At 68.2% G+C, this 24,290-nt stretch carries 24 protein-coding genes; 11 read left to right on the top strand and 13 right to left on the bottom strand.

The genetic code is table 11. From position 1 onward, the window contains the following. Positions 1 to 25: 25 nt before the first annotated feature. The 3 genes from pspAB to ACHAA3_RS14380 are packed head-to-tail and all read right to left on the bottom strand — an operon-like array spanning position 26 to position 2,236. Complete coding sequence (gene pspAB / locus ACHAA3_RS14390; RefSeq protein WP_435709725.1) at positions 26 to 601, bottom strand: PspA-associated protein PspAB; 576 nt, start codon at positions 599 to 601, stop codon at positions 26 to 28. A 20-nt stretch (positions 602 to 621) separates the two neighbouring features. Next, positions 622 to 1,515, bottom strand: coding sequence for a zinc metalloprotease HtpX (htpX, locus tag ACHAA3_RS14385; RefSeq protein ID WP_435709724.1), 894 nt, complete (start codon positions 1,513 to 1,515; stop codon positions 622 to 624). Then, positions 1,490 to 2,236, bottom strand: a complete 747-nt coding sequence (locus ACHAA3_RS14380; RefSeq protein ID WP_435709723.1) for a PspA/IM30 family protein — start codon at positions 2,234 to 2,236, stop codon at positions 1,490 to 1,492. The genes htpX and ACHAA3_RS14380 overlap by 26 nt, the downstream gene beginning before the upstream one ends. 68 nt (positions 2,237 to 2,304) lie before the next feature. On the opposite strand from ACHAA3_RS14380, the gene ACHAA3_RS14375 reads away from it, so the two are divergent. Further along, complete coding sequence (locus tag ACHAA3_RS14375) at positions 2,305 to 2,871, top strand: DUF3043 domain-containing protein (RefSeq protein ID WP_435709722.1); 567 nt, start codon at positions 2,305 to 2,307, stop codon at positions 2,869 to 2,871. A gap of 10 nt (positions 2,872 to 2,881) precedes the next feature. Here ACHAA3_RS14375 and ACHAA3_RS14370 read toward each other — a convergent pair whose 3' ends face one another. Further along, on the bottom strand, positions 2,882 to 3,076 hold the full coding sequence (locus ACHAA3_RS14370; RefSeq protein WP_435709721.1) for a hypothetical protein: 195 nt from the start codon (positions 3,074 to 3,076) through the stop codon (positions 2,882 to 2,884). 1 nt (position 3,077) lies between these two features. Continuing rightward, positions 3,078 to 4,178 carry a glycine cleavage system aminomethyltransferase GcvT gene (gene gcvT, locus ACHAA3_RS14365; protein ID WP_435709720.1) on the bottom strand — a complete coding sequence of 367 codons (1,101 nt, stop codon included), beginning with the start codon at positions 4,176 to 4,178 and terminating at the stop codon, positions 3,078 to 3,080. A 114-nt stretch (positions 4,179 to 4,292) separates the two neighbouring features. Here gcvT and ACHAA3_RS14360 point away from each other — a divergent pair, with 114 nt between their 5' ends. Continuing rightward, entirely contained in the window at positions 4,293 to 5,753 is a 1,461-nt protein-coding gene (locus ACHAA3_RS14360; protein WP_435709719.1) for a leucyl aminopeptidase, read from the top strand. Positions 5,754 to 5,764: 11 nt separating this feature from the next. Continuing rightward, positions 5,765 to 7,147, top strand: coding sequence for a serine hydrolase domain-containing protein (locus tag ACHAA3_RS14355; protein ID WP_435709718.1), 1,383 nt, complete (start codon positions 5,765 to 5,767; stop codon positions 7,145 to 7,147). A gap of 235 nt (positions 7,148 to 7,382) precedes the next feature. Here the strand turns inward: ACHAA3_RS14355 and ACHAA3_RS14350 are convergent, their stop codons facing one another. Next, the gene (locus ACHAA3_RS14350) at positions 7,383 to 8,018 is read right to left on the bottom strand and encodes a hypothetical protein (RefSeq protein ID WP_435709717.1); all 636 of its coding nucleotides are present in this window, start codon (positions 8,016 to 8,018) and stop codon (positions 7,383 to 7,385) included. A gap of 149 nt (positions 8,019 to 8,167) precedes the next feature. On the opposite strand from ACHAA3_RS14350, the gene lpdA reads away from it, so the two are divergent. The 3 genes from lpdA to ACHAA3_RS14335 are packed head-to-tail and all read left to right on the top strand — an operon-like array spanning position 8,168 to position 12,416. Then, positions 8,168 to 9,565 carry a dihydrolipoyl dehydrogenase gene (gene lpdA, locus ACHAA3_RS14345; RefSeq protein WP_435709716.1) on the top strand — a complete coding sequence of 466 codons (1,398 nt, stop codon included), beginning with the start codon at positions 8,168 to 8,170 and terminating at the stop codon, positions 9,563 to 9,565. Between the two features lie 28 nt (positions 9,566 to 9,593). Then, positions 9,594 to 11,525, top strand: coding sequence for a 2-oxoglutarate dehydrogenase, E2 component, dihydrolipoamide succinyltransferase (gene sucB, locus ACHAA3_RS14340; protein ID WP_435709715.1), 1,932 nt, complete (start codon positions 9,594 to 9,596; stop codon positions 11,523 to 11,525). A gap of 3 nt (positions 11,526 to 11,528) precedes the next feature. Next, positions 11,529 to 12,416 carry a TIGR01777 family oxidoreductase gene (locus ACHAA3_RS14335; protein ID WP_435709714.1) on the top strand — a complete coding sequence of 296 codons (888 nt, stop codon included), beginning with the start codon at positions 11,529 to 11,531 and terminating at the stop codon, positions 12,414 to 12,416. On the opposite strand, the gene ACHAA3_RS14330 is transcribed toward ACHAA3_RS14335, so the two are convergent. After that, positions 12,385 to 12,816: a hypothetical protein gene (locus ACHAA3_RS14330; RefSeq protein ID WP_435709713.1), complete on the bottom strand. Its 432-nt coding sequence runs from the start codon at positions 12,814 to 12,816 to the stop codon at positions 12,385 to 12,387. The genes ACHAA3_RS14335 and ACHAA3_RS14330 overlap by 32 nt on opposite strands. An 85-nt stretch (positions 12,817 to 12,901) precedes the next feature. Here ACHAA3_RS14330 and lipB point away from each other — a divergent pair, with 85 nt between their 5' ends. Beyond that, the gene (gene lipB / locus ACHAA3_RS14325) at positions 12,902 to 13,606 is read left to right on the top strand and encodes a lipoyl(octanoyl) transferase LipB (RefSeq protein ID WP_435709712.1); all 705 of its coding nucleotides are present in this window, start codon (positions 12,902 to 12,904) and stop codon (positions 13,604 to 13,606) included. On the opposite strand, the gene ACHAA3_RS14320 is transcribed toward lipB, so the two are convergent. From ACHAA3_RS14320 to ACHAA3_RS14305, 4 genes are all read right to left on the bottom strand, one after another. Beyond that, positions 13,576 to 14,775, bottom strand: coding sequence for an ABC transporter permease (locus tag ACHAA3_RS14320; RefSeq protein ID WP_435709711.1), 1,200 nt, complete (start codon positions 14,773 to 14,775; stop codon positions 13,576 to 13,578). The two genes, lipB and ACHAA3_RS14320, sit on opposite strands and share 31 nt — an antisense overlap. Next, a complete protein-coding gene (locus ACHAA3_RS14315; RefSeq protein WP_435709710.1) occupies positions 14,772 to 15,650 on the bottom strand; it encodes an ABC transporter ATP-binding protein in 879 nt (292 codons plus the stop codon). Before ACHAA3_RS14315 ends, ACHAA3_RS14320 begins: the two co-directional genes overlap by 4 nt. 77 nt (positions 15,651 to 15,727) lie before the next feature. Further along, a complete protein-coding gene (locus ACHAA3_RS14310) occupies positions 15,728 to 16,384 on the bottom strand; it encodes a response regulator (RefSeq protein WP_435709709.1) in 657 nt (218 codons plus the stop codon). After that, on the bottom strand, positions 16,381 to 17,655 hold the full coding sequence (locus ACHAA3_RS14305) for a sensor histidine kinase (protein ID WP_435709708.1): 1,275 nt from the start codon (positions 17,653 to 17,655) through the stop codon (positions 16,381 to 16,383). Before ACHAA3_RS14305 ends, ACHAA3_RS14310 begins: the two co-directional genes overlap by 4 nt. Before the next feature lie 120 nt (positions 17,656 to 17,775). Between ACHAA3_RS14305 and lipA the strand changes: the two genes are divergently transcribed. Together lipA and ACHAA3_RS14295 are read left to right on the top strand one after the other, a co-directional pair. After that, positions 17,776 to 18,711 carry a lipoyl synthase gene (gene lipA, locus ACHAA3_RS14300; protein ID WP_435709773.1) on the top strand — a complete coding sequence of 312 codons (936 nt, stop codon included), beginning with the start codon at positions 17,776 to 17,778 and terminating at the stop codon, positions 18,709 to 18,711. Between the two features lie 10 nt (positions 18,712 to 18,721). Further along, positions 18,722 to 19,426 (top strand): DUF4191 domain-containing protein, encoded by a 705-nt coding sequence (locus ACHAA3_RS14295; RefSeq protein ID WP_435709707.1) that lies wholly within the window; start codon positions 18,722 to 18,724, stop codon positions 19,424 to 19,426. Here ACHAA3_RS14295 and phaZ read toward each other — a convergent pair. Continuing rightward, positions 19,423 to 20,226, bottom strand: a complete 804-nt coding sequence (gene phaZ / locus ACHAA3_RS14290; protein ID WP_435709706.1) for a poly(3-hydroxyalkanoate) depolymerase — start codon at positions 20,224 to 20,226, stop codon at positions 19,423 to 19,425. The genes ACHAA3_RS14295 and phaZ overlap by 4 nt on opposite strands. 134 nt (positions 20,227 to 20,360) lie before the next feature. Between phaZ and ACHAA3_RS14285 the strand changes: the two genes are divergently transcribed. Then, positions 20,361 to 22,040: a PHA/PHB synthase family protein gene (locus ACHAA3_RS14285; protein ID WP_435709705.1), complete on the top strand. Its 1,680-nt coding sequence runs from the start codon at positions 20,361 to 20,363 to the stop codon at positions 22,038 to 22,040. 25 nt (positions 22,041 to 22,065) lie between these two features. On the opposite strand, the gene ACHAA3_RS14280 is transcribed toward ACHAA3_RS14285, so the two are convergent. Further along, complete coding sequence (locus ACHAA3_RS14280; RefSeq protein WP_435709704.1) at positions 22,066 to 22,425, bottom strand: RDD family protein; 360 nt, start codon at positions 22,423 to 22,425, stop codon at positions 22,066 to 22,068. A 204-nt stretch (positions 22,426 to 22,629) separates the two neighbouring features. On the opposite strand from ACHAA3_RS14280, the gene glnA reads away from it, so the two are divergent. After that, the gene (gene glnA, locus ACHAA3_RS14275; RefSeq protein WP_435709703.1) at positions 22,630 to 24,051 is read left to right on the top strand and encodes a type I glutamate--ammonia ligase; all 1,422 of its coding nucleotides are present in this window, start codon (positions 22,630 to 22,632) and stop codon (positions 24,049 to 24,051) included. Positions 24,052 to 24,290 lie beyond the last annotated feature (239 nt).

The raw sequence follows: 24,290 nt of genomic DNA, 5'->3' as shown, positions 1-24,290 counted from the left end.
TCTAACGCGCCGCGCGCGGCAGCCCCTACAGGCCGGGCGCGCCCCAGATGGCGAGCCAGCGCTGCAGATCGGGCTCGATCGTGATGTCGGCCGCGACGATCCCGCGCACCTGCAGCTCCAACGCGTTGTCGCGCTTCTGGTCGCTGGGCTGCGATGAAGCAGGGGCGAACGGGTAGAACGTGCCCCGCTTGTACAGGTAGACCAGCGCCATCGTCGCACCCTGCGGGCCGGTGAAACCGATCGTGGAGCACAGCAGTGCCTGGTCGAACCCGGCCCCGGCCAGGGACGTGTTGACCGCATGCACATCGGTGACGAGACCCGAGGCGTCCGGGGCGGTCTGCTGCACGCTCAGCCAGCGGAAGCCGTAGCTGTCGTCGACGCGCTCGACGGTCGAACCGCTGGTGGCCACCAACTGCTCGATGTTCTTCTCGGTGGTGGCGAACGCTCCGCCTTCGGCAGTGCGATAGCAGACCGCACCCTGACCGGTCAGGGTGAAACCCGCCGCCTGCAGCGACAGGGCGGCCTGAGGCACGGCGAACAGCGCGTCCAGGTCGGCGCGGGGCGGCTTGGTGCGGCCCATCAACGAATCCCACAGTCCCATCGAGGTCAGCTCCCGTGCAATCAGACCGGCTCGGACAGCTCGGCGCTGACCTTGGCCAGCTGCTCCATGCGCTGCTCGAGCGGGGGGTGGGTGGAGAAGAGAGCGGAGACCGACTCGCGGTTGATCGCCGGAGCGAAGAAGAAGGCGCTGATCGCCTGGCCCTCACGCAGGTCCTTGTTGGGGATACGCGCCATGTCGCCGGAGATCTTGACCAGGGCCGATGACAGCTTGGACGGCCGACCGGTCAGGTAGGCCCCGCTGCGGTCAGCGCTGAGCTCGCGGTAGCGCGACAACGACCGGGTCAAGATGAAGCTGATGGCGTACACGACGGCGCTCACCAGCAGCACGATGATGAACGCCGGGGCACCGTTCTTGTTGCTGCTCCGACCGCCGCCGAAGTACATCCCCCAGCGCGTCAGGAAACCGGCCAGCAGACCAAGCGACGAGGCGACCGTCATGACGGTGACGTCGCGATTGGCCACGTGGGACAGCTCGTGCGCGAGCACTCCTTCGAGCTCGTCGGCGTCGAGCCGCTGCATGATGCCCGTGGTGACACAGACGGCAGAGTGCTTGGGAGACCGACCCGTCGCGAAGGCGTTCGGCATGTCGGTGACGGACACCGCGACGCGTGGCTTGGGCATGTCGGCCAAGGCGCAGAGGCGGTCGATCATGGCGTGCAGCTCGGGTGCCTGCTGGGGGCTGACCACCTTCGCGCTCATGGATCGCAGGGCGAGGGTGTCGGAGAAGTACCACTGACCCCACGACATCCCCACCACGACGACGACGCCGAAGGCGAAGTTCGTCTGGGAGATCAAGAAGGCGCCGAACGCCACGTAGAGGAGGCCCAGGCCGAAGCCGACGCCGCCCATGCGCAGCGTCAGGCCGCGATCACTTCTGAATCTGGTCCGGGCCATCGGTTGCCTCTCTCGAAGTGGGGTGCGCTGTGGCATCCGTCGTGGACGAGAGCTCGGCGAGCTGGCGCTCGATCTCGGCCTCCTCGGCCTCGAAGCGACGCATCTCCGCGTCACGCGGATCGTCGCCGACGCGGCCCACCACACCACCGGCCACGAGCTCGTCGACGGCATCGGCCGTTGCCTCGAGCTGGCGCGCGTCGCGCTCCGCGTCAGCCATCGCCTGCCCCATCTCGCCGCTGGCTGCGGCGATGCCCGTGGTGGCACTGTTGATCTCTGAACGGGCCGATGCTGCGGCGTGGCGGGCGGTGAGCGTGTCACGCCGCATGCGGAACTGCTCGACCCCGGACTCGACCTGCTGCGCAGAGACCTGCAGCTTGTCCTCCTGGGCCTTCAAGGATGCGTGCCGCTCGGTGAGATCGGCCTCGGCCTTCTCCAGCTCGACCTTGCGTCCCAGTGCGGATCGCGCTGCGGCATCATCGCTTCGGGCCACGGCCTGTCGCGCCTCGTCGTCGAGCTGCGCCTCGGTCTGGCGAAGGGCGGCCAGCTGGACCTCGACCCGCTTGCGGCTCGTCGCCACATCGGCCACGCCGCGGCGCACCTGCTGCAGCAGACGAGTCTGCTCGCGGTAGGTCTCGTCCATGCGTGAGGCGAGCTGGTCCATGGATTCCTCACGGTGGAACAACGAGCGCACGAGGCCCACCAACCGCTTCCAGATTCCCATGGGCCCATCGTACGTGGGCCACATCGCCTGGAGACGCTCGTGTCAGGAGTCACTTGTACAGTGACGGCGTGGCGGACGACATGGATGCACCCAGCGGCAACCCGACGAGCAAGGGACGAGCGACCCCCAGCCGTCGCGAGGCCGAACTGGCTCGCAAGAAGCAGATGAAGACAGCACTGACCCGCAAGGAGCTGGCCAAGCGGGATCGCAAGGCTCGAGGCGATCTGCGTTCCAAGCAGCAGCAGGCCATGCGCACCGGCGACGAGAAGTTCCTCCCCGCTCGCGAGCGCGGGCCCGTGCGGCGCTTTCTGCGCGACTACGTCGATCGCCGATGGAACATCGCCGAGTTCCTGCTGCCCATCCTCGTGCTGATCCTGCTGCTGTCCCTGCTGGGCGAGACCTGGGCCGTCACGGCCGTCAGCACGCTGTGGGCCTTCACGATCGTCGCCGTCGTGATCGACACGCTCCTGCTGCTGCGCGGAGTCAAGAAGCAGCTCGCGGCACGGGGATTCGATCCCGCCGATGCGCGCGGAGCCCGGTTCTACGCACTGCTGCGCAGCACGCAGCTACGCCGGTTCCGGCTGCCGAAGCCGCAGGTCACCCGTGGCGAGGCGCTGCCCGACACGTACCGCTGATCGACCTGCGCTACTCGGCGTGCAGGGACATCGGACCGTAGATCTCGGTGTCGCCCTCGAACAGTCGCACCTGATCAACGCCCTGGCCGAGGAGCTCGGTGAACGCCTCGCCGACCCAGGACTCGGCATCTCCGCGGCTGTCGAACTCCTCGGATCGACCGGTGACCGATCCGTCGGTGGTCTCATAGCTCCAGGTCCAGGTCATGTCAGTTCCCCTTGGTCGATGGTTGGACGAATGGCGGCTTGGTGACGACGAAGGACTCGGACCGTCCACGGACGTCCACGCTGACCGTGGCGCCGTCGGCCACGTCGGGCTCGAGCAGCGCCAGTGCGATGCCCTGCCGCAGGCTCGGCGAGAAGGTGCCCGAGGTGATCTCGCCGAGCGGACGTCCGGCCTCGTCGGCCACCGACATACCGGGTCGCGGGATACCTCGACCCACCGCGCGCAGTCCGCGCAGGGTGCGCACGCTCTTCTCGGCGCGTTGCCGAGTCAGCACCTCCTTGCCCCAGAACTGTTCCTTGGACCACCCGACCGCCCATCCCGTGCGAGCCATCACGGGGCTGATCTCTGCAGACAGCTCGTGTCCGTGCAGCGGGTACCCCATCTCGGTGCGCAGCGTGTCGCGGGCGCCCAAGCCACAGGCTCGAAGCCCGTACGGTTCGCCGGCGGCCACCACCGCGTCCCACACCTCGACGGCGCCTGCGGTGGGCACGACCAGCTCGTAGCCCCGCTCCCCGGTGTACCCGGTCCGGCACACGGTCACCTCGTGACCGGCGATCTGCGCCTCCACGAACGACATGTAGCCATGGGAGGTCGGCAGCTGCGCGGCGCGCAGGACCTCATCGCTGAGTGGCCCCTGCACGGCCAGCACGGCGTGCTCACGATGCAGATCGATCACCTCGACCCCGTCCGGCGCCTGGGACTGCAGCCGGCGAACGACCTCCGCGGTGTTGGCGGCATTCGGGATCAAGAACACCTCGAAGTCGCTGCGCAGGTAGGCGATGAGGTCGTCGACCGTGCCGCCGTCCTCGTCACAGCACAGCGTGTACTGAGCCTGCCCCGGCGCGATGCGGTCCAGATCGTTGGTGAAGCACCGGTTGACGAAGGCGGCCGCGCCCGATCCGCGCACCACCGCCTTGCCCAGGTGACTCACGTCGAAGATGCCGGCCGCGTCCCGCACTGCGGCGTGCTCGGCCAGGACTCCACCGCCGGCGTACTCCAAGGGCATCTGCCACCCGCCGAACTCGGCGAGCTTCGCGCCGAGGTCGAGGTGACGGTCGTGCAGCGGTGAGTGCAGCAGATCCATGCGACCAACCTATCGGGGCGCCTTCTCGAGATGGGGCAGGCATCGCTGCCCAGGCCTGGCGGGTGATCGTGCCGTGTGCCGGAGCCATGGTTCGAGATGACTACAGTGAAGGACATGCCGTCTGTGAGCCTGAGCACCGCCAAGTCGACCACCTTCACCGCCGACGCCGTCATCGTCGGCATCCGCACCGACGAGGACAAGGGCGACCTGGCCGCCTCCTTGGATCTGCTGGGATTCACCGGTCAGAAGAGCCAGGTCATGGTGTTTCCGTCCCACGGGGCGGTCAAGGCCCCGATCGTCGCGGCCGTCGGACTGCCGCCCGAGCCGAGCGCGGAGGATCTTCGCCGCGCCGCAGCCACCGCACTGCGCTCCCTCAACAACGTCTCATCGGTCGCCCTCGACCTGCATCCGGCCAGTGTCGAGGAGGTCGCTGCGATCGCGGAGGGTGTCCACCTGGGCAGCTATGCGTTCACGGCCTTCAAGTCCGCGGCCGATGACGCCTCGAAGGACGCGGCTGCGACCGTCGACGACGTCACCATCTTGACCGCGTTCGCGCGTCAGAGTGCAGCAACTGCGGCTGTCGAGCGCGCGCAGACGGTGTCCGAGGCCGTCAACGTGGCCCGCGACTGGGTCAACACTCCTCCGGGCGACCTTCGCCCGGCCGGATTCGCCGAGGCGATCTCCGAGCACGCCGGATCGAACGTCAAGGTCACGATCTGGGACGACAAGCGTCTCGAGAAGGAGTCGTGCGGCGGAATCCTTGGAGTCGGTCGTGGCTCCGACAGTCCACCTCGTTTGGTCAAGATGACGTACCGCCCGGCAGGCACGACCAAGAAGACGCCACATCTTGCGCTGGTCGGCAAGGGCATCACCTTCGACTCCGGCGGCCTCTCTATCAAGCCCGGCGCCTCCATGCAGACCATGAAGCTCGACATGGCCGGCGCAGCCGCAGTGGCGGCAGCGACCGTCGCGATCGCGCGGCTCGGACTGCCGATCCAGATCACGGCGTTCGCCTGCCTGGCCGAGAACATGCCCAGCGGCACGGCGACCCGTCCCGGCGACGTCCTGCGCATGCGGGGCGGCACCACGGTCGAGGTCCACAACACCGACGCCGAGGGACGTCTCGTCCTGGCCGACGGACTCACGCTGGCCGCCGAGGCGAAGCCCGACCACGTGATCGACGTCGCCACGCTCACCGGTGCCTGCATCGTCGCGCTCGGCAACAACACCACCGGAGTGCTGAGCAACGACGACACGTTCAGCGAGTCGGTGATGACGGCGTCGCGCACGACCGGCGAGTCGATGTGGCGTCTCCCGATCACCGAGGAGATGCGCGACCTCGTCCAGTCGTCCACGATCGCCGACCTGCGCCAGCACAACCCGAAGCCCGCCGGCGGCACCCTGTTCGCTGCTGCATTCCTTCGCGAGTTCGTCGGCGAGCTGTCCTGGGCCCACCTCGACATCGCCGGCCCCTCGTTCAACGAGGGCTCCGCGCACGGTCACACGACGGTGGGCGGTACCGGCGTCAGCGTGCGAACTCTGGTGCAGGTCGCCTCGGACCTCGCGTCCGCGTAGCGGCTGAGCTCGTGGCGCTGGATCCATCGACCGTCAGCGCTCTGACGGCGAGGCTCGCGACCGAGCAGGCCCGGTGCCGGCTTCCCTCGGTGGTCGCTGGTCTCGTGCGCGACGGCCAGCTGGTCTGGTCGGGCGGCGCCGGCTCGCCGGATGGACGCGCCGGTGGATCGGTTCCGTCGTCGGACACGCAGTACCGCCTGGGGTCGATCAGCAAGACGTTCGTCGCCGTGGAGGTTCTGCGTCTGCGCGATGCCGGGGCTCTCGACCTGGGCGACCGCATCGACACCCATCTGCCCGAGATCGGAATCGGCCAGATCACCGTCGCGCAGCTGCTGACCCACACGTCCGGGTTGCAGGCCGAGACCAACGGTGCCTGGTGGGAGCGCTCGGCCGGGGGTACCTGGGAGGACCTGCTCGACGCCGGACTGACGTTGCGCTTCACCCCCGGGACCACCCACCACTACTCCAACGTCGGGTACGCGGTCCTGGGCGAGCTCGTGGCCCGGCTCCGTCAGACCCCGTGGACCGAGGCGGTGCGTACCGGAATCCTCGAGCCACTGGGCATGACGCGCACCACGACACGGCCCGCGCCTCCCGCCGCGCCGGGGTGGGCGGTGCATCCCTTCGCCGACCTGGTGCACATCGAGCCCGAGCACGACGCCGGAGCCCTCGGTCCGGCCGGACAGCTGTGGTCGACCGTCGAGGACATGGTGGCGTGGAGCGCCTTCGTCGCGGGCGAGACCCGGGACGTCCTTGCTCCGGCGACGCTGCACGAGATGCTGCATCCTGCGGCGGTCAGCGATGTGCCCGGCATGCCGTGGGGCGTCGCGCACGGGCTGGGATGGCAGGTGTGGAACATCGATGGTCGCCGGTACGCCGGACACGGCGGATCGATGCCGGGGTTCCTCGCCCAGCTGCGGGTCGACCTCGAGACCGGCGACGGACTCGTGCTGATGACCAATGCCACCAGCGGACTCGGCACGGCCGGCGCCGACCTGCTGGCTCTGCTGGCCGAACGCGAACCCGCCATCGCCACGCCGTGGAGCGCAGAGACCGACCAGCTCGACCTGCTCGACCTGACGGGGTCCTGGTTCTGGGGCACGGCATCCTTCACCGCAACCCTGCGCGGCGATGACCTGGTGCTCGGCGAGCCGGGCACGGGCCGCGGTTCGCGCTTCCGGCTCAGTGCTGAATCCGATCAGAGAGTCGGTGCTGGATCCGATCAGAGAGAGTGGATCGGCCTCGACGGCTGCTACCGCGGCGAGATCCTCACGATCGCGCGCGATGCCGACGGACGCCCCGTCGGCCTGGACGTCGCGTCGTTCATCTTCACCCGCACTCCCTACGACCCCGCCGTCGACGTTCCCGGCGGCCTCGACGGCACCTGGCACTAGCCCGCCGAGGAGTCACGTAGACCCGGTGACGAGTCACGGAACCCCGGTGACGAGTCACCGAGACCCGCTCGCGAGTCACGTACGCCCGCTGACACGTCAACGAGATGCGGCCGGGGCGTCACCTCGTGTTCGATCACATCTCGCCATGCGGTCGTGTTGGCCCGCCAGGCTGGCCTACGTGACTCGTCACCGGGTCTACGTGACTCGCGAGCGGGTCGACGTGACTCGTCAGCGGTCAGTCGGGGAGGTCGAGGGCGCGGGCCGACTCCTCGACCTTGTCCCACAGGGTGCGGTCGCCGCCGGTGCGGTCGGGATGGGCCCTGGAACGTGCCTGGCGGTAGACCTTCATCAACTGTTCGAAGGTCGGGTCCGACGACAACGGCTCGACGCCTGCGGCCGACTCGAGGGTCATGATCGCGGCCTTCTCACGGGGAGAGCGACCAGGCACCGACGACGCGGAGGTCGGAGCCGATGGCGGGGTCCGACGCTGGCTTGCATCCGACGGCCGACGGGTCGACGAACTGGACCTCGACGACTTCGACGAGGTTGCCCCCGCCTGCCGCAGGTCCCACTCGCGCTTGCGTTGCGGCAGGCCGACCAGGTTGACGTCATAGACCGGGATCTTGAGCTTCTTGCGCACGAAGTCCTCCGCTGCCTGCGGCGACGGCACGCGACGACGCATCGACTCACCCGTGCTCGCCACGAGCAACAGCGTGGTCTGCGTGACCGAGGTGCGTGGCTCGATGTAGCCCTCCACACCGGAGCGGGACTCGGCGAACTCACGCAGAGCAGCCAGGTCGGCCTTACCAGCTGCGCGATCGGAGACCACCGACCCACCGGCGGTGCGTGATCTACGGCTGAACAGTCCCATGCGCACATTCTGCCCGACGATGGTTCAGGCGACTCGCCAGACCTGCCCGACCCGCCTGACCGGACCTACTCGCCGGTCACTGCCCCGGTGCCCGCCGGTGTCACCGAAGTGACAAGATGGGCCCGACACACGTTCTTGGGAGGAACATCGTGGCGGATGACGCCGGCAACACCTTCGACATTGTGATTCTCGGCGGCGGAAGCGGCGGTTATGCCTGTGCGCTGCGAGCGGTGCAGCTCGGCCAGTCGGTCGCCCTGATCGAGAAGGGCAAGCTCGGCGGCACCTGCCTGCACACCGGCTGCATCCCCACCAAGGCGCTCCTGCACTCCGCGGAGGTCGCCGACGCGACCCGCGAGAGCGAGGGGTTTGGCATCAAGGCCACCTTCGAGGGCATCGACATGGCGGGAGTCAACTCCTACAAGGACGGCGTCGTCGATCGTCTCTACAGGGGCCTGCAGGGCCTGATCAAGTCCGGTGGCATCACGGTGATCGAGGGTGAGGGCAAGCTTGTCGAGACCTCGGCCGACGGCGGCGGAACCGTCGAGGTCGACGGTGAGCGCTACACCGGCAAGAACGTCGTCCTCGCCACCGGTTCGGTCGCGCGCACGCTGGGACTGGAGATCGGCGGCCGCGTCGTCACCAGCAGCGAAGCGCTGACGATGACCGAGGTCCCCGACAAGGTCGTCATCATCGGCGGATCGGTCATCGGTGTGGAGTTCGCCAGCGTCTGGCGATCCTTCGGCGCCGAGGTCACCATCATCGAAGGACTGCCCACGCTGGTCCCGCTGGAGGACCCGTCGCTGTCCAAGCAGCTCGAGCGAGCCTTCCGCAAGCGCAAGATCGCCTTCAAGACCGGTGTCAAGTTCGACTCGGTCAAGCAGACCGACGATGGCGTCACCGTCACGCTCGAGAACGGCGACACCATCGAGACCGACCTGGTGCTCGTCGCTGTCGGACGCGGCCCGAACTCCGAGGGCATGGGGTACGAAGAGGCCGGCGTCACTGTCGACCGCGGCTGGGTCACCACCGACGAACGCCTGCACACCAACGTCGACGGCGTCTTCGCCGTGGGCGACCTGGTGCCCGGCCTCCAGCTGGCTCATCGCGGCTTCGCGCACGGCATCTTCGTCGCCGAGGAGATCGCTGGCCTCAAGCCGATGCCGGTCGTCGATTCTGGCATCCCACGTGTCACGTACTGCGATCCAGAGATCGCCTCGGTCGGCATCACCGAGCCCCAGGCCAAGGAGCAGTTCGGCGAGGACGGCATCGAGACCCTCGAGTACAACCTCGGCGGCAACGGCAAGAGCCAGATCCTCGGTACCGCTGGTTCCATCAAGCTGGTCCGGGAGAAGGACGGCCCCATCGTGGGCGTCCACATGATCGGCGCTCGCTACGGCGAGCAGGTCGGCGAGGCATCGCTGATCGTGAACTGGGAGGCGTACCCCGACGACGTCGCGCAGTTCATCCACGCGCACCCCACCCAGAACGAGGCACTCGGTGAGGCGGCTCTTGCCCTCGCCGGCAAGCCCCTCCACTCGCACGCCTGACACTCGCCGAACGCAGAGGACCGCACACATGGCAACCGAAGTCACCCTTCCAGAGCTCGGTGAGAGCGTCACCGAGGGCACCGTCACCCAGTGGCTGAAGTCGGTGGGCGACGAGGTCGCCGTCGACGAACCACTCCTGGAGATCTCCACCGACAAGGTCGACACCGAGATCCCCTCACCCGTCGCCGGCACTCTGCTGGAGATCAAGGCCGACGAGGACGAGACCGTCGAGGTCGGCGCCATCCTGGCGATCATCGGCAGCTCGGACGAGTCCGGCTCCGGGTCCAGCGACGACTCCGCCGAGCCCGAGGTCGACGCTGAGGCGGAGGCAGAGCCCGAGGAGAAGGCCGACTCCACCGCCACCCAGTCGAACAACGAGCCCGACCCCGCACCGGACGCCGGCGCGGACTCCGGGTCGGAGACCAGCGACCCCGCACCGGCCGCTGAGCCGGACGAGGACGCCCCCACGCCCGATGCCGGCACGAAGGACGCCGGAGACGACTCCGGCACGGCGGTCACGCTGCCCGAGCTGGGTGAGAGCGTCACCGAGGGCACCGTCACCCAGTGGCTGAAGGCCGAGGGCGACGAGGTCGCTGTCGACGAGCCGCTCCTGGAGATCTCCACCGACAAGGTCGACACCGAGATCCCCTCCCCCGTCGCCGGGACGCTCACCAAGATCCTCGTCTCCGAGGACGAGACCGTCGAGGTCGGCGCCGAGCTCGCCATCATCGGCGGATCGGGCGGCTCCGCCAAGCCCGAGCCGGAAGCCGAGGCCGAAGCTGAGCCTGAGCCTGAGCCGGAAGCAGAGCCCGAACCCGAGGCCAAGCCTGATTCCGCATCAGAGCCCGCACTGGAGAAGGAGCCCGAGGCCGAGGCCAAGGAGGGCGAGACGCCTGAACCCGAGGAGGCTTCAGCACCCAGCCCCTCGGACCCGGCTCCGGCCCCGACCTCGACTCCGGCCACGCAGGACTCCTCGTCCGACGCACCGTCGGGCGGCGGCGACACCTACGTCACCCCGATCGTTCGCAAGCTGGCCAAGCAGCACGGCATCGACCTCGAGTCGGTCTCCGGGACAGGCGTGGGCGGGCGCATCCGCAAGCAGGACGTCCTCGACGCCGCAGAGGCCGCACCCAAGACCCCGGCACCTGCCGAGACCTCCCCGGCGGCTCCGGCCGCCAGCCAGTCGCCCGCGCCCCGTGCCGGGTCCTCGGCCGAACCGGCCGGCGAACCGTCCCCGCTGCGCGGCAACACCGAGAAGCTCAGCCGTCTGCGCAAGACCATCGCGTCGCGCATGGTCGAGTCCCTCCAGGTCTCCGCGCAGCTGACACAGGTGCACGAGGTCGACGTCACCGAGGTGGCTCGTCTGCGCACCAAGCACAAGGACAAGTTCCTGGAGCGCGAGGGCGTCAAGCTGACGTTCCTGCCGTTCTTCGCCAAGGCCGCCGTCGAGGCGCTCAAGGCGTACCCGCAGCTGAACGCGGCGTTGCACCTCGACGAGGGCACGGTCACCTACCCCGAAGGCGAGCACCTCTCGATCGCGGTCGACACCGAGCGCGGACTGCTGGCACCGACCATTCGTGATGCAGGCGACCTGTCGATCGCCGGCCTCGCCCGCAAGATCGCCGACATCGCCGAGCGCACCCGGGCGAACAAGATCAAGCCCGACGAGCTGTCCGGCGGCACCTTCTCGATCACCAACCTGGGCAGCAACGGAGCACTGTTCGACACTCCGATCATCAACCAGCCGCAGGTCGCGATCCTCGGTGTCGGCTCGGTCGTCAAGCGCCCGGTCGTGATCTCCGATCCGCACGTCGGAGAGTCCATCGCCGTTCGCTCGATGGTCTACCTGGCGCTGACCTACGACCACCGCATCGTCGACGGCGCCGACGCCGGCCGGTTCCTGACCGCGGTCAAGGAGCGGTTGCAAGGTGGCGCCTTCGAGGCCGAGCTGGGGTCCTGACCCGTGCACGTCGTCGTCGGAGGAGCCTCAGGGTTCCTCGGGCAGCCGCTGGTGGCGCACCTGCGCACCCAGGGACACCAGGTCACTCGGCTGATCCGCAGCGGTGAGCCCGGCGACGACGCATCACTGTGGAACCCCGCGGCAGGTCGCATCGACCAGGTGCTGATCGATCGCGCTGATGCGGTCATCAACTTGTCGGGCTCGCCCATCTCGCAGTGGCCCCGAACCCCCAAGCGAAAGCGCGTGATCCGGTCCTCGCGGCTGGAGTGCACCAGCACGCTGGCGGCTGCGATCGCGCGGTCGTCGACTCCCACGATCTTCCTGTCCGGCTCCGGAATGTCCTGGTACGGCGTCGATCGTGGGACCGAGGCGCTCACCGAGGCCGACGGCCCCGGCGAGGGATTTCTCGCGGACGTGTCCCAGGAGTGGGAGGCGGCCGCGCAGCCAGCCGTCGACGCTGGCGCGCGCACCTGCTTCCTGCGCACCTCTCTGGTCCTGGACAGCGACGGCGGCGTGCTCTCCCTGATGCTGCCCGCGTGGAAGCTCGGCGGCGGCGCCCGGCTCGGCTCGGGCGATCAGTACATGTCGCTGATCACCCGCGCCGACTGGATCCGCGGCGTCACCCACCTGCTGGACGCCGACATCTCCGGTCCGGTCAACCTCGCGATGCCCGCGGCGGTCACCAATGCGCAGTACACCGACGCCCTGGGCGACGCCGTGAACCGGCCGACGTTCCTCGTGGCGCCCGCCTTCGCCGTGCGCGCCGTGCTCGGCGGACTGTCCGACGACCTGCTCGGTTCGCTGCAGGTCGTCCCTGCGGCGCTGACCGGTTCCGGTTTCACGTTCGAGGCCGACGACCTCAGCTCCGCGCTGGCTCACGCGATTCACTGATCCGCCAGCCGTTCTCGGTCAGGCGTAGCACCAGGTGCCTGCGCGTCGGTTGATCACGCGGAAGCCTGGTCCGGGTGCCGTCGTCCCACCAGACGTGGGCCGCTCCCAGGGTGTCCACGACCTCGAGGTCGAGCCTGGTCGACGACCGATCGAGCACGGTGCACTCGGAGATGCGCGGCAGAGCCCCGATCACGGTCGCGCCGCGTTCGCGGTACTGCTCGATCACCTCGGTGTCGCGCTCCCGGGACGGACTGTCGACGGTGTAGACCTCCTCGAGTCGCGTCACGTCCGCCGTGGCGAACGCAGCCGCACGGTGCCGATCGAGGGTCACCAGCTGTCCTTCGCAGGCGCCGGGGACCTGCACCTGCAGCGACAGCACGAGCACCCACCACCACGTCATCGGTCCACTGTGTCGCGCCTGCTCCCCGATCAGCTCGCCGTCATCCACAGGTCGCGTGCTGGCAGACGCGAACTACAGTGAAGCCGTGAGCGACCTGACCATCCTCGAGCACTGGTACGGCGACGACGCCCTGGACTACACCGACGCGTGGGAGCTGCAACGCGACCTGCACGCACGGCGGGTGGCCGATCAGATCGACGACACCGCACTGTTGCTGGAGCATCACGCCGTCTTCACGGCGGGCCGCCGCACCCAGCCGCACGAGCGCCCGATCGACGGCTCGCCGGTGGTCGATGTCGATCGCGGCGGCAAGATCACCTGGCACGGTCCCGGTCAGCTGGTGGCCTATCCGATCGTGAAGCTGCCCGATCACGTGCTGGTCGTGGACTACGTCCGCCGCTTGGAGGAGGCCATGATCCGCACGATGGCCGACCTGGGGGTGGCCACGGGGCGTGTACCGGGCCGATCAGGGGTCTGGCTGTCGGCCGCTCCCGGTCGATCCGAGCGCAAGATCGCGGCCATCGGCATCCGCGTCTCTCGCGGCGTCACGATGCACGGCATCTCGATCAACGCTGACGTCGACCTGGACGTCTACGAGAACTTCATGGCCTGCGGGATTCCCGACGCCGGTGTCACCTCGCTGACCGCAGAAGTCGGCCGCGGCGTCTCGGTCCAAGACACCGCGGCCGCCTTCGCGCCGCATCTGCGCGATCTGCTGACCTGGGAGCGCTACGTGCCCGCGCCCGATCTCGAGGCGACTCACTCCTTCAGGCTGAGCGCCTCCTTGTAGGAGATCTTGCGCTCGGTCCGCATCAGGGCGCGCTCGTAGACCCGGGCCGCGAATCGCACCAGCAGGATGATCGCGACGAGGTTGCCGACCACCGCGACGGCGAGCTGCCACCCCGGCACGCTTCCCTCGGCCAGGCGAACCGGCATGACCATGGCCGAGGCGATCGGCACCATCGACACGATGGTCTTGATCGCCACTCCCCCGCTGACGGCCAGGATGTACGGCACGAACAAGATGATCTGACCCGGAGCAGTCGTCGACTGCAGGTCCTCGGTGCGCGACGCCAGGCTGCCGGCGACGGCCCACAGACCCGCCAGCGCGATGAATCCCAGGGAGAAGAACACCACGCCCCACCCGGCCGCCGGTGCGATCAGCTCGAGCAGCCCGGTCTGGCCGGTGACCGCGAGGCCGATCACCGAGACCGCCACGACGACGATGATCTGCCCCATCGCGAGGATGGTGTTGCCGACGACCTTGCCCCACAGGAGCGCTCGGACCGGGATGGCCGCCGCGAGGATCTCCACGACGCGACTCTCCTTCTCCTGCACGACGCTCTGCGCGATCGTCATGCCGAACGTGACCGCCGTGATGTAGAACAGGATCACGAAGACGATGCCGGCGACCTGACGCTCGCCGGAGCGGTCCGCATCGGGGTCCAGCAGACGCTCGCCGACGTCGGTACCGGCCTGGAGGTCCTCGAGGTTGACGCCCTCGGCCGCCGCGTTGGCCTGCAGCGTCGCGCCAGAGGCGGCCACCGTCAGGTTCTGCGACAGGCTCGTGTCGACGGAGCTGTCGCCGACCACCTCCAGCCCTCCGTCTCCGGTGGGCAGCAGTGCCGCGTCGACGTCGCCGTCGCGCACCGCCTGCTCGGCGGACTCCATGTCATCGAACGTCTCCGCGGTGACGGTCGAACCCTCTTGGGCGGTGCCGGCGATCTGTGAGGCGCTCTCGACCGCTGCCGTGGCCGTGTCGTCGACCACGGCGACGGTGTCGTCGCTGGGTCGTCCTCCCAGGATCGAGAAGGCGACGATGGCCGCCACGGTGCCCAGGACCATGATCAGCAGGCTGTAGCGAAAGGACTTGGCCCGCAGCGTGGTGGAGATCTCTCGACCGGCGACGATGCGCCAGGCCGGTGTCGAGGTGCCAGTGGGTGTGGATGAGGCGCTCATCGGATGGCTTCCCGGTAGATGTCGGACAGGGGTTGGTGCGTGGTTGCGAACTCGACGACCGGCGAGCGGTTCATCGCGGTGGCGAGCAGCTCGGCACGTGTGATGCCGTCGAGCTCGACCAGGGCTGAGGGGCCGTCGACGTCGAGCACGTCGAGTCCTCGCACGTCTCGCAACCAGGCCGCGTCGGTGTCCTCGAAGGTGACCGTGACGCGCTCGGCGGCCGTGGTGCGCAAGCTGTCGACGCTGCCGGCAGCGACCACTCGGCCGCCCGACAGGATCACCAGGTCGTCGCACAGCCGTTCGACGAGGTCGAGCTGATGGCTGCTGAACAGCAACGGCACGTCGCCACCCTCCCGGGCCAGCAGGTCGACCATCTGGTCGACCGCCACCGGGTCGAGGCCGCTGAACGGCTCGTCGAGCACCAGGGCGTCAGGGCGGTGGATCAGCGCAGCGGCGATCTGCACACGCTGCTGGTTGCCCAGCGACAGCGAGTCGAGCAGGTCGTCGCGTCGCTCCCCCAGGTCAAAGTGGTCGAGCAACTCGTCGGCGCGACGTTCGGCTGCGGTGGCGTCGGCACCGTAGAGACGGCCGAGGAAGATGAGCTGCTCGGCGATCTTCATCCGCGGGTACAGGCCGCGCTCCTCGGGCATGTACCCGATGCGGCGGCGTTGCTCCGCGGTGATCGGTGCATCGTTCCAGAGGACCTGGCCCCCGGACGGCGCCAACACCCCCAGGATCATGCGCATCGTGGTCGTCTTGCCGGCACCATTGCCGCCCACGAATCCGGTCACACGCCCCGGAGTCACGGTGAATGACACGTCATCTACGGCCTGGACGTCGCCAAATCGGCGACTGAGTTTCTCGATCTGCAACATGTTCCCCACGCTAGGGCGGATCGGGACACGCTGGCATCACCCCAACGACTACTCCCGACTCATCCGCGCGGCGGAGGTCAGGTGATGTCGGTGTCGTCCATCACGCCGGACTCGTGCGCCGCGATGACCGCCTGGACCCGGTCGCGCACCTGCAGCTTGGACAGGATGTGCGAGACGTGGGACTTGACCGTGGCCTCGCTGACGTACATCGCACCGGCGATCTCCGCATTGCTGCTCCCCCGCGCCATGGCCTGCAGGACGGCCATCTCCCGCTCGGTCAGCTCGGCGAGGCCCGGGTGCACCACACGGGAGCGTTCCGTCGAGCGTGCGATGACCCGCTGGGTGACCTCGGGAGCGAGCAGCGCATGACCTGCCGCCACGGTGCGGATGGCCGCGACGAGATCGTCGGGCGGACAGTTCTTGAGCATGAAGCCACCGGCACCTGCCTGCAGGGCCTCGAACAGGTAGGCGTCGTCGTCGAAGGTGGTCAGGATCAGCACGCGCGCGTCGGGATCGGCCGCCACGATGCGGCGCGTGGCCTCGATGCCGTCCATCTGGGGCATCTGCACGTCCATGCAGATGACGTCGGGCGCCAGCTCGGCCACGCGTTGCACGGCCTCGATCCCGTTGGCAGCCTCACCGACGATGCTCAGATCATCCTCGGCGCCGAGGATCATCGCGAATCCACTACGGATCAGTTCCTGGTCGTCGACCAGCAGGACCGTGATCGTCATGAAGTCACCGGCACCTGGACACGGACGCGAAATCCGCCCTGCGGGCGCGGTCCGATGTCGCACTGGCCACCGTGCATCGAGGTGCGTTCGCGGATTCCGGCCAGTCCGTACCCGCCGGAACCGTCCGACGCCTCGGGCATCGCCGCTCCGTCGTCGACGATCTCGATCTCCACCGTCGCGGGTCGTTCGTCGCAGCCGCCGATGTATCGCAGCGTGACGCCCGCGTGCTGGGCTCGCGCGTGGCGTCGGACGTTGGTCACGGCCTCCTGCGCGACGCGGTACAACGACGCCTCCACCGTGGAGGGCACGTCGAACGGTGCCCCCACCTGCGTGAACGTGATGATCGGCCGTCCTCGCCCTTGCGTCGCCAGGGCGTGCAGTGCACCGAGGCCCGGCTGCGGCTCACGGTCGTCGGGTCCTGGACCCGTCGTCTCGTCGGCCGAGCGCAGAAGCCCGACGAGCTCGTGCATCTGCGACACCGCTTGCCGCGACGAGCGCTCGATGGTCTCGAGCGCGCGGCGTGCGTCGTCAGGACGGGTGTCGAGGACCCGGCCGGCGCCAGCCGCCTGCACCCCGATGCTGCTGACGTGGTGGGCCACCACATCGTGCAGGTCGCGGGCGATGCGCACCCGTTCGTCCTGCACGGCGCGCTCGCGCTCGCCGACCTGGAGCGCACGCTCGCGCTCGGCTCGTTCGTCGATCTCGGCCCGTTGCCGGGCGCTGCGCCACGCGCCCTGACCCCAGGCCATCGCGCCGAAGAAGTACACGATGTTGATCAGCAGCGAGTAGATGACGATGGCCACGGGGGCCGGCACCAGCCCCACCTGCGGAAGTGCCGGTGGGGCTGCTCGGAGAAACTGCCAGATGAGCCAACCGAACATGGCCACGAGCACGATCGCGCTGGTGACCTGCAGGCGTCGTGGGTGTCGCGACCACGCCCAGGCGGAGTACAGAGCCACGAACAAGATGATCTGGATCGAGAAGATGACGCCGAACTCGGTCAGACGCTCACCGATCGTGATGAACACCGCGGACACGAGCAGCAAGGCCGTGAGGGGGAAACGTCGGCGACCTGCCAGCAGTGCCCCGGCGAGGGCGAACCACAGATAGGCCTCCACCCCCATCCAGCCCAGCGACGCCCCGTTCGCGCTGTGCCACAGCTCGACCGACGCGACCGCCACGACGATTGCTGCCAGCGCGGTCCAGAGGTCGTGGCGCAGCTGCGCGGAGGTGGGAACGGGTCGCTTCCAGGGGCGGTCGAGATCGAGCACGAACCGAGCCTATCGGCGATGCGACCGCCACCCCACGATGATTTTGGTGCGGCGTAGGCTCGACGTGTGAGCACTACACCCGTCACCAGTTCTGACTCCGTCGGCCCGGGCGGCCGCAAGATGCTGCGCCTCGAGGTCCGCAACGCGGAGACGCCGATCGAGAAGAAGCCCGAGTGGATCAAGACCCGCGCCAAGATGGGGCCGCAGTACAACGAGCTCATGGCCATGGTGAAGGGCGAGGGCCTGCACACCGTCTGCCAGGAAGCCGGCTGTCCCAACATCTTCGAGTGCTGGGAGGACCGCGAGGCCACCTTCCTCATCGGCGGCGAGCAGTGCACCCGACGCTGCGACTTCTGCCAGATCGACACCGGCAAGCCCGAACCGATCGATCGTGACGAACCCCGCCGTGTCGCCGAGAGCGTGCAGAAGATGGAGCTGCGCTACGCCACCATCACCGGAGTCGCACGCGACGACCAGCCCGATGGCGGCGCCTGGCTGTACGCCGAGACCGTCCGCAAGATCCACGAGCTGAACCCCGACACGGGTGTCGAGAACCTCATCCCGGACTTCAACCGCAATCCCGACCAGCTGGCCGAGGTGTTCGAGTCGCGTCCTGAGGTGCTGGCGCACAACATCGAGACGGTTCCGCGCATCTTCAAGCGGATCCGTCCCGCCTTCCGGTACGACCGCTCTCTGGGCGTCATCACCGACGCCCGCGACTTCGGGCTGATCACCAAGAGCAACCTGATCCTGGGCATGGGCGAGACCCGCGAGGAGGTCTCGCAAGCGCTGAACGACTTGCACGAGGCCGGTTGCGACCTCATCACGATCACCCAGTACCTGCGCCCCTCCAAGCGCCACCACCCCGTCGAGCGGTGGGTCAAGCCCGAGGAGTTCGTCGAGCTCAAGCACGAGGCCGACGAGATCGGCTTCGCCGGAGTCATGTCCGGGCCGTTGGTGCGTTCGTCCTACCGCGCCGGAACGTTGTACAAGCAGGCGATGGATCGCCGGGCGGTCCCCAGCGCCGCAGCCGCCAGCCACGGCGCCTCGTCGTAGACTGGGCCGCATGTCCAACGTCACCGAACCTCCCCGGGGTCGACTGCGCCAGCTGCGCCAGGCCTACACGATCACCAAGCGCGAAGATCGCAACATCGGGTTGCTGCTGCTGCTGACCTTCCTCCTGGTCGGTGGGGTGCTCGGTGTCATCGGCTGGTGGGCGTTCGGCAGCTCGTTGCTGGGTCTGATCCTGTCGATCGTGTTCGCGGTGCTCACCGGCATCCTCGGCGTCCTGATCGTGTTCGGACGTCGCGCCGAGAAGGCCGCCTACACGCAGGTCGAAGGGCAGGTCGGCGCCGGCGCCGGGGCTCTGCAGATGCTCAAGCGTGGCTGGGAGGTCAAGCCCGCCGTGGCGTTCACCAAGAACCAGGACGTCGTCCACCGCGTGATCGGTCGTCCGGGCGTCATCCTGGTCGGCGAGGGCAACCCGACACGGGTGCGCAACCTGATCACCAGCGAGAAGAAGAAGCATGCCCGCATCGCCGGCGAGGAAGTGCCGATCCTCGACGTGATCATCGGCCGCGACGAGGGCCAGGTGCCGTTGCCCAAGCTCGTCAAGCACCTGCGCAAGCTGCCCAAGTCGATCAAGCCCGCGCAGATGACGTCGCTGCTGTACAAGCTCAAGGCACTCGACGCGATGCGCCCGGTCGCGCCCATGCCGCGTGGACCGGTCCCCACCTCCATGAAGGGCCAGCGCAAGGCCATGCGGGGTTAGTCGACGCCTCGTAGGAACTTGGCCACCCGCGGCGCCAGCTCGTCGGCCGCGGTGACCAGCCCCAGGTGCCCGTCCTCGTAGACGTGCAGCTCGGAGTGCGGAAGCAGACGGTGCATCATCCGGGCGTTCGCGAGCGGGATGATGGGGTCGTCGTCACCGGCAAGGATCAGGGTGGGTTGGCGGATCAGCGGCAGGAACGGCAGGCTGGTCCACCCCGTGCCGGCGCCCAGCTGCATCAGGTACGCCCGACGTGACGTCAACGGCGTGTGATCGTGCAGCAGCGTGCGCGCGAGCCCGGGTTCGGCTCGCATCCGCCCGCCATAGATGGTCCCGGCGATCGATGCGGCGTACTGCGGATCGCGGTGGCGTCGCGGAGTCGCCATCTTGGCGAGGACGTCCAGGCCAGCGGGCACCATCATCCAGCCCGTGGCCGTGCTCACCAGCACCAGGCGCTTGCAGCGGCGCGGATTCTGGAACGCGAACTGCTGCGCCAGCCCGCCACCCCAGGAGATGCCGAGCACGTCGACCTCACCGATCTCGAGATGGTCGAGCACACGGCCGATCAGGCGGGCCAGGGAGGCAAAGGTGTAGGGGTAGCGCGACAGCCGGGATCCGCCGACGCCGGGAGCGTCGAACCGCACCACGGGGATGCTCGGGTCGAGCGCATCGACGAACGGCTGGAGGAGCCCGAGGCTGGCGCCGATCCCGTTGCACATGAGCAGCGGTCGGCCGGTGCCCTCGCGGTGCGCCACGCGAATCTTGTGGCCGCCGATCCGGACGTCGTGGATGGTCTCGGTCATCTGTGAAGGCTAGGGCATCTCCGGGCGGATCACCGAGCGTGCGCGTACCGTGATGTGATGTGGCTCACCGGGCCTCCACCATGGTCCCAGGCGCGGATTCCCATGCGTGAAGTCGATCTTCGAGAAGAGTTGGCATGACAGACGACGTGCTCGAGACCTCAGGCCCTCTGGACCAGCTGTTGACCCAGGCCACCACCGGAGCGGTGCGCCGCATGTTTCCCGGAGGGCCGGCCGTCCGCTTCCTGACGGCGGCCGCGCGGCGACCCGAACGCGTCGCGACCCGGGCCGGTGGCCTGGTCTCCGAGCTGGGCAAGATCGCCATCGGAGCCTCCTCCGTGGCGCCGGCCCGCGGCGATCGACGTTTCACCGACCCCGCGTGGACACACAACCCGTTGCTGCGTCGTGTCGTGCAGTCCTACCTGGCGGCCAGCGAGACGATCGAGGGCCTCGTGCAGGACGTGCCCATGGAGTGGGCCGACGCCGAGCAGGTCTCGTTCGCCGCGACGAACCTCGTGGCGGCTGCGTCGCCGAGCAACAATCCGTTGCTCAGCCCGGTCGCCTGGAAGGCCGCGATCGACTCCGGCGGCGCCAACATGATCAAGGGCCCGCGCAACCTGATCCAGGACCTCGCGACCTCGCCCCGCGTTCCGTCGATGGTGGACCCACGGGCCTTTCGGGTCGGTCGCGACCTTGCGGCGACCCCCGGTTCGGTGGTGCTGCGCACCGCGATGCTCGAGGTGATCCAGTACACGCCCACGACGGGCGAGGTGCGTGAGGTGCCCCTGCTGATCGTGCCGCCGACGATCAACAAGTACTACATCCTCGATCTCGCACCGGATCGCAGTCTCATCGAGTATCTGGTCGGCCAGGGCCAGCAGGTGTTCGTGATCTCGTGGCGCAACCCGGACTCGCGACACAGCAAGTGGGGCATCGATGCCTACGCCCAAGGCATTCTCGACGCCTTCGACGCCGTGACCTCCATCGCTGCGTCGAAGAAGGCGCACGTCGTGGCCGCTTGTTCCGGAGGTCTGCTGGCCTGTCTGACTGCGGCTCATCGCAGCGCCATCGGCAAGTCCGACAACCTGGCCAGTCTCAGCCTGCTGGTCACGATGATCGACCAGAGCAAGTCCGGCCTGACCACGGCGGTGATGGACGAGGACGTCGCAGCGCGCGCCGTGGCCAAGTCCCGTCGCAAGGGCTATCTGGATGGCAGCAGCCTCGCCGAGGTGTTCGCCTGGCTGCGCCCCGGCGACCTGATCTGGAACTACTGGGTCAACAACTACCTGGAGGGCAAGAAGCCGCCCAAGTTCGACATCCTCTACTGGAACGCCGACAGCACCCGCATGCCGGCCAAGCTGCACCGCGACTTCATCGACGCAGCCCTGACCAACAAGCTGGCCCAGCCCGGAGCGATCAGCGTCCTGGGCACGGAGGTCGACCTCAAGAAGGTCACGGTCGACTCCTATGTGGTCGCCGGCTCCGGTGACCACATCTGCCCGTGGGCGAACTGCTATCGCAGTGGTCAGCTGCTGGGCGGCAAGACGCGGTTCGTGCTGTCGACCAGCGGCCACATCGCCGCTCTCGTCAATCCCCCGGGCAACCCCAAGGCCAGCTACCAGATCTCCGAGGACAACTCCCTCGAGCCGGAGGCGTGGCGCGAGGCGGCCACCACAGTGCAGGGTTCGTGGTGGCCGGACTACGCCGAGTGGTTGGCCGAGCGGTCGGGCGAGTCCAAGCCGGCGCCGACCGAGCTGGGCAGCGCCGAGCATGCCCCGCTGGGCGATGCTCCGGGCCGGTACGTGCTGGACTCCTGAGGCCCAGCTCGTCAGGCCCGGCCCGTCACGCCTTGTATTCGCGCGATCCGGTGACGATGTCGTGCAGTCCGCGGCCGTCGGCGTTGGTCACGACCGGCGGGATCACCAGACAGATGAGGGCCGTGCGCAAAAGTCCCTGCGGGATGCCGATGGCCTGGCCATCGGGGTTGATGACGCCCAGGCGCATGATGCGCTTGCCGATCGAGGCGCCGAGCAGCCCGACCAGGACCCCGACCTCGACGATGAAGAAGCCGGTGATGATGAGGTTCTGCGTGATGTTGTCCGGCGGGTAGGACACCGGCGTGATCGCGACCGCGGTCAGGGAAGCGATGATCCAGTCGATCACCAGCGCCACGAGGCGACGTCCGAAAGGCGCTGACTCCATGGGGTGACCCTAGTGCGCCCCACCTGCGGTGCCCCGGCGGCGCTGGACTGCGGCGGCCGCCGTCTCGGACTTGTAACATGCCTGAAACAATCAAGTGACGGTCGGGAAACTGCACCGGCCTACCGTGATGACCAGGGTGCGGCGACGCACCTCGTGCCACAGACGATCGAATCAAGGCCGCGACGCGGTCGAGGAAGGCCACACATGTTCGGCAACGCCGACGAGCTGTTCAAGTACATCAAGGACGAGGGTGTCGAGTACCTCGACGTTCGATTCACCGATCTCCCCGGAATCCAGCAGCAGGTGACGTTGCCCGCATCGACGTTCGACGCTGACATGGTCGAGAGCGGCGTGGCCTTCGACGGTTCGTCGATCCGCGGCTTCCAGACGATCGATCAGTCCGACATGGTGCTGTTCCCCGACGTCGGAACGGCGTACCTCGATCCGTTCAAGGCACGCAAGACGATCGCCATGGAGTTCTTCGTCCACGACCCGATCACCGGCGAGGCCTACTCGCGCGATCCGCGCAACATCGCCCGCAAGGCCGAGGCGTACCTGGCCACCACCGGCATCGGCGACACCGCGTTCTTCGCCCCCGAGGCCGAGTTCTACATCTTCGACCGGGTCAACTACGGCACCAGCGCGAACAAGTCGTTCTACGAGATCAAGTCCGCCGAGGCCGCCTGGTCCACCGGCGACGACATCGACGACAACCGGGGCTACAAGGTTCGCTACAAGGGCGGCTACTTCCCCGTCGCACCGACCGACAAGACCGCCGACCTGCGCAACGACATGATGAGCAACCTCACCGATGCCGGACTCGTCCTCGAGCGCGGTCACCACGAGGTCGGCACGTCGGGCCAGGGCGAGATCAACTACCGGTTCGACACGCTACTCAAGGCCGCCGACGACGTCATGAAGTTCAAGTACATCGTGCGCAACACGGCGTGGGCCAACGACAAGACGGTCACCTTCATGCCCAAGCCGATCTTCGGCGACAACGGTTCGGGCATGCACGTGCACCAGTCCATCTGGAACGACGGCAAGCCGCTGTTCTACGACGAGTCCGGCTACGGCGGACTGTCGGACCTGGCCCGCTACTACATCGGCGGCATCCTGAAGCACGCCCCGTCGCTGCTGGCGTTCACCAACCCGTCGGTCAACTCCTTCCGTCGCCTGGTGCCGGGCTTCGAGGCCCCCATCGCGCTGGTGTACTCGGCCCGCAACCGTTCGGCGTGCGTGCGCATCCCGATCACGGGTTCGAACCCCAAGGCCAAGCGCATCGAGTTCCGTTGCCCCGACCCGTCGGCCAACCCGTACCTGGCCTTCTCGGCCCTGCTGCTGGCCGGGCTCGACGGCATCAAGAACAAGATCGAGCCGCCGGCCCCGATCGACAAGAACATCTACGAGCTGCCGCCGGAGGAGTACGACGCCATCGACATGGTGCCGACCTCGCTGGAGTCGGTCCTCGACGCGCTCGAGGCCGATCACGAGTTCCTCACCGCCGGTGACGTGTTCACGCCCGACCTGATCGAGACGTGGATCGAGTACAAGCGCCAGGAGGAGATCCTCCCGGTGCAGCTGCGGCCGCACCCGCACGAGTTCGAGCTGTACTACGACATCTGATTCAGGAGCTTTCAGCTTCTGGCAGTAGTGGTCGAGAGCGGCGGCTGACCCTGGAAGACACCATACGATGTCTTCCAGGGTCGGCCGCCGCTCGTGTTTGGTGCGCACCAGAGCGTCGCGGACTCCGTCCTGTCCATCGGCCGCCAGAACCACCTCAGGATCGACCAGCAGATCCCCGACCTGACGGACCGACCGATCCCGAAGCTCGCCCGATGGTCTGCACTATGCGGATCCGCAGG

This window comes from Aeromicrobium sp. CF3.5 (genome assembly GCF_051262695.1).
Classification (GTDB): domain Bacteria; phylum Actinomycetota; class Actinomycetes; order Propionibacteriales; family Nocardioidaceae; genus Aeromicrobium.
Note: the sequence above shows the minus strand (reverse complement) of the source record. Positions and strands in the feature narration are given on the sequence as shown.

What these genes read in the sequence shown, in the direction of transcription:
- ACHAA3_RS14315 (WP_435709710.1), bottom strand. Translation starts at nt 15,650, where the DNA reads ATGTTGCAGATCGAGAAACTCAGTCGCCGATTTGGCGACGTCCAGGCC.
- htpX (WP_435709724.1), bottom strand. Translation starts at nt 1,515, where the DNA reads ATGGCCCGGACCAGATTCAGAAGTGATCGCGGCCTGACGCTGCGCATG.
- ACHAA3_RS14330 (WP_435709713.1), bottom strand. Translation starts at nt 12,816, where the DNA reads ATGACGTGGTGGTGGGTGCTCGTGCTGTCGCTGCAGGTGCAGGTCCCC.
- ACHAA3_RS14380 (WP_435709723.1), bottom strand. Translation starts at nt 2,236, where the DNA reads ATGGGAATCTGGAAGCGGTTGGTGGGCCTCGTGCGCTCGTTGTTCCAC.
- ACHAA3_RS14280 (WP_435709704.1), bottom strand. Translation starts at nt 22,425, where the DNA reads ATGGAGTCAGCGCCTTTCGGACGTCGCCTCGTGGCGCTGGTGATCGAC.
- ACHAA3_RS14360 (WP_435709719.1), top strand. Translation starts at nt 4,293, where the DNA reads ATGCCGTCTGTGAGCCTGAGCACCGCCAAGTCGACCACCTTCACCGCC.
- sucB (WP_435709715.1), top strand. Translation starts at nt 9,594, where the DNA reads ATGGCAACCGAAGTCACCCTTCCAGAGCTCGGTGAGAGCGTCACCGAG.
- pspAB (WP_435709725.1), bottom strand. Translation starts at nt 601, where the DNA reads ATGGGACTGTGGGATTCGTTGATGGGCCGCACCAAGCCGCCCCGCGCC.
- lipA (WP_435709773.1), top strand. Translation starts at nt 17,776, where the DNA reads ATGCTGCGCCTCGAGGTCCGCAACGCGGAGACGCCGATCGAGAAGAAG.
- ACHAA3_RS14295 (WP_435709707.1), top strand. Translation starts at nt 18,722, where the DNA reads ATGTCCAACGTCACCGAACCTCCCCGGGGTCGACTGCGCCAGCTGCGC.
- phaZ (WP_435709706.1), bottom strand. Translation starts at nt 20,226, where the DNA reads ATGACCGAGACCATCCACGACGTCCGGATCGGCGGCCACAAGATTCGC.
- glnA (WP_435709703.1), top strand. Translation starts at nt 22,630, where the DNA reads ATGTTCGGCAACGCCGACGAGCTGTTCAAGTACATCAAGGACGAGGGT.
- gcvT (WP_435709720.1), bottom strand. Translation starts at nt 4,178, where the DNA reads ATGGATCTGCTGCACTCACCGCTGCACGACCGTCACCTCGACCTCGGC.
- ACHAA3_RS14310 (WP_435709709.1), bottom strand. Translation starts at nt 16,384, where the DNA reads ATGACGATCACGGTCCTGCTGGTCGACGACCAGGAACTGATCCGTAGT.
- ACHAA3_RS14320 (WP_435709711.1), bottom strand. Translation starts at nt 14,775, where the DNA reads ATGAGCGCCTCATCCACACCCACTGGCACCTCGACACCGGCCTGGCGC.
- ACHAA3_RS14370 (WP_435709721.1), bottom strand. Translation starts at nt 3,076, where the DNA reads ATGACCTGGACCTGGAGCTATGAGACCACCGACGGATCGGTCACCGGT.
- ACHAA3_RS14285 (WP_435709705.1), top strand. Translation starts at nt 20,361, where the DNA reads ATGACAGACGACGTGCTCGAGACCTCAGGCCCTCTGGACCAGCTGTTG.
- ACHAA3_RS14350 (WP_435709717.1), bottom strand. Translation starts at nt 8,018, where the DNA reads ATGGGACTGTTCAGCCGTAGATCACGCACCGCCGGTGGGTCGGTGGTC.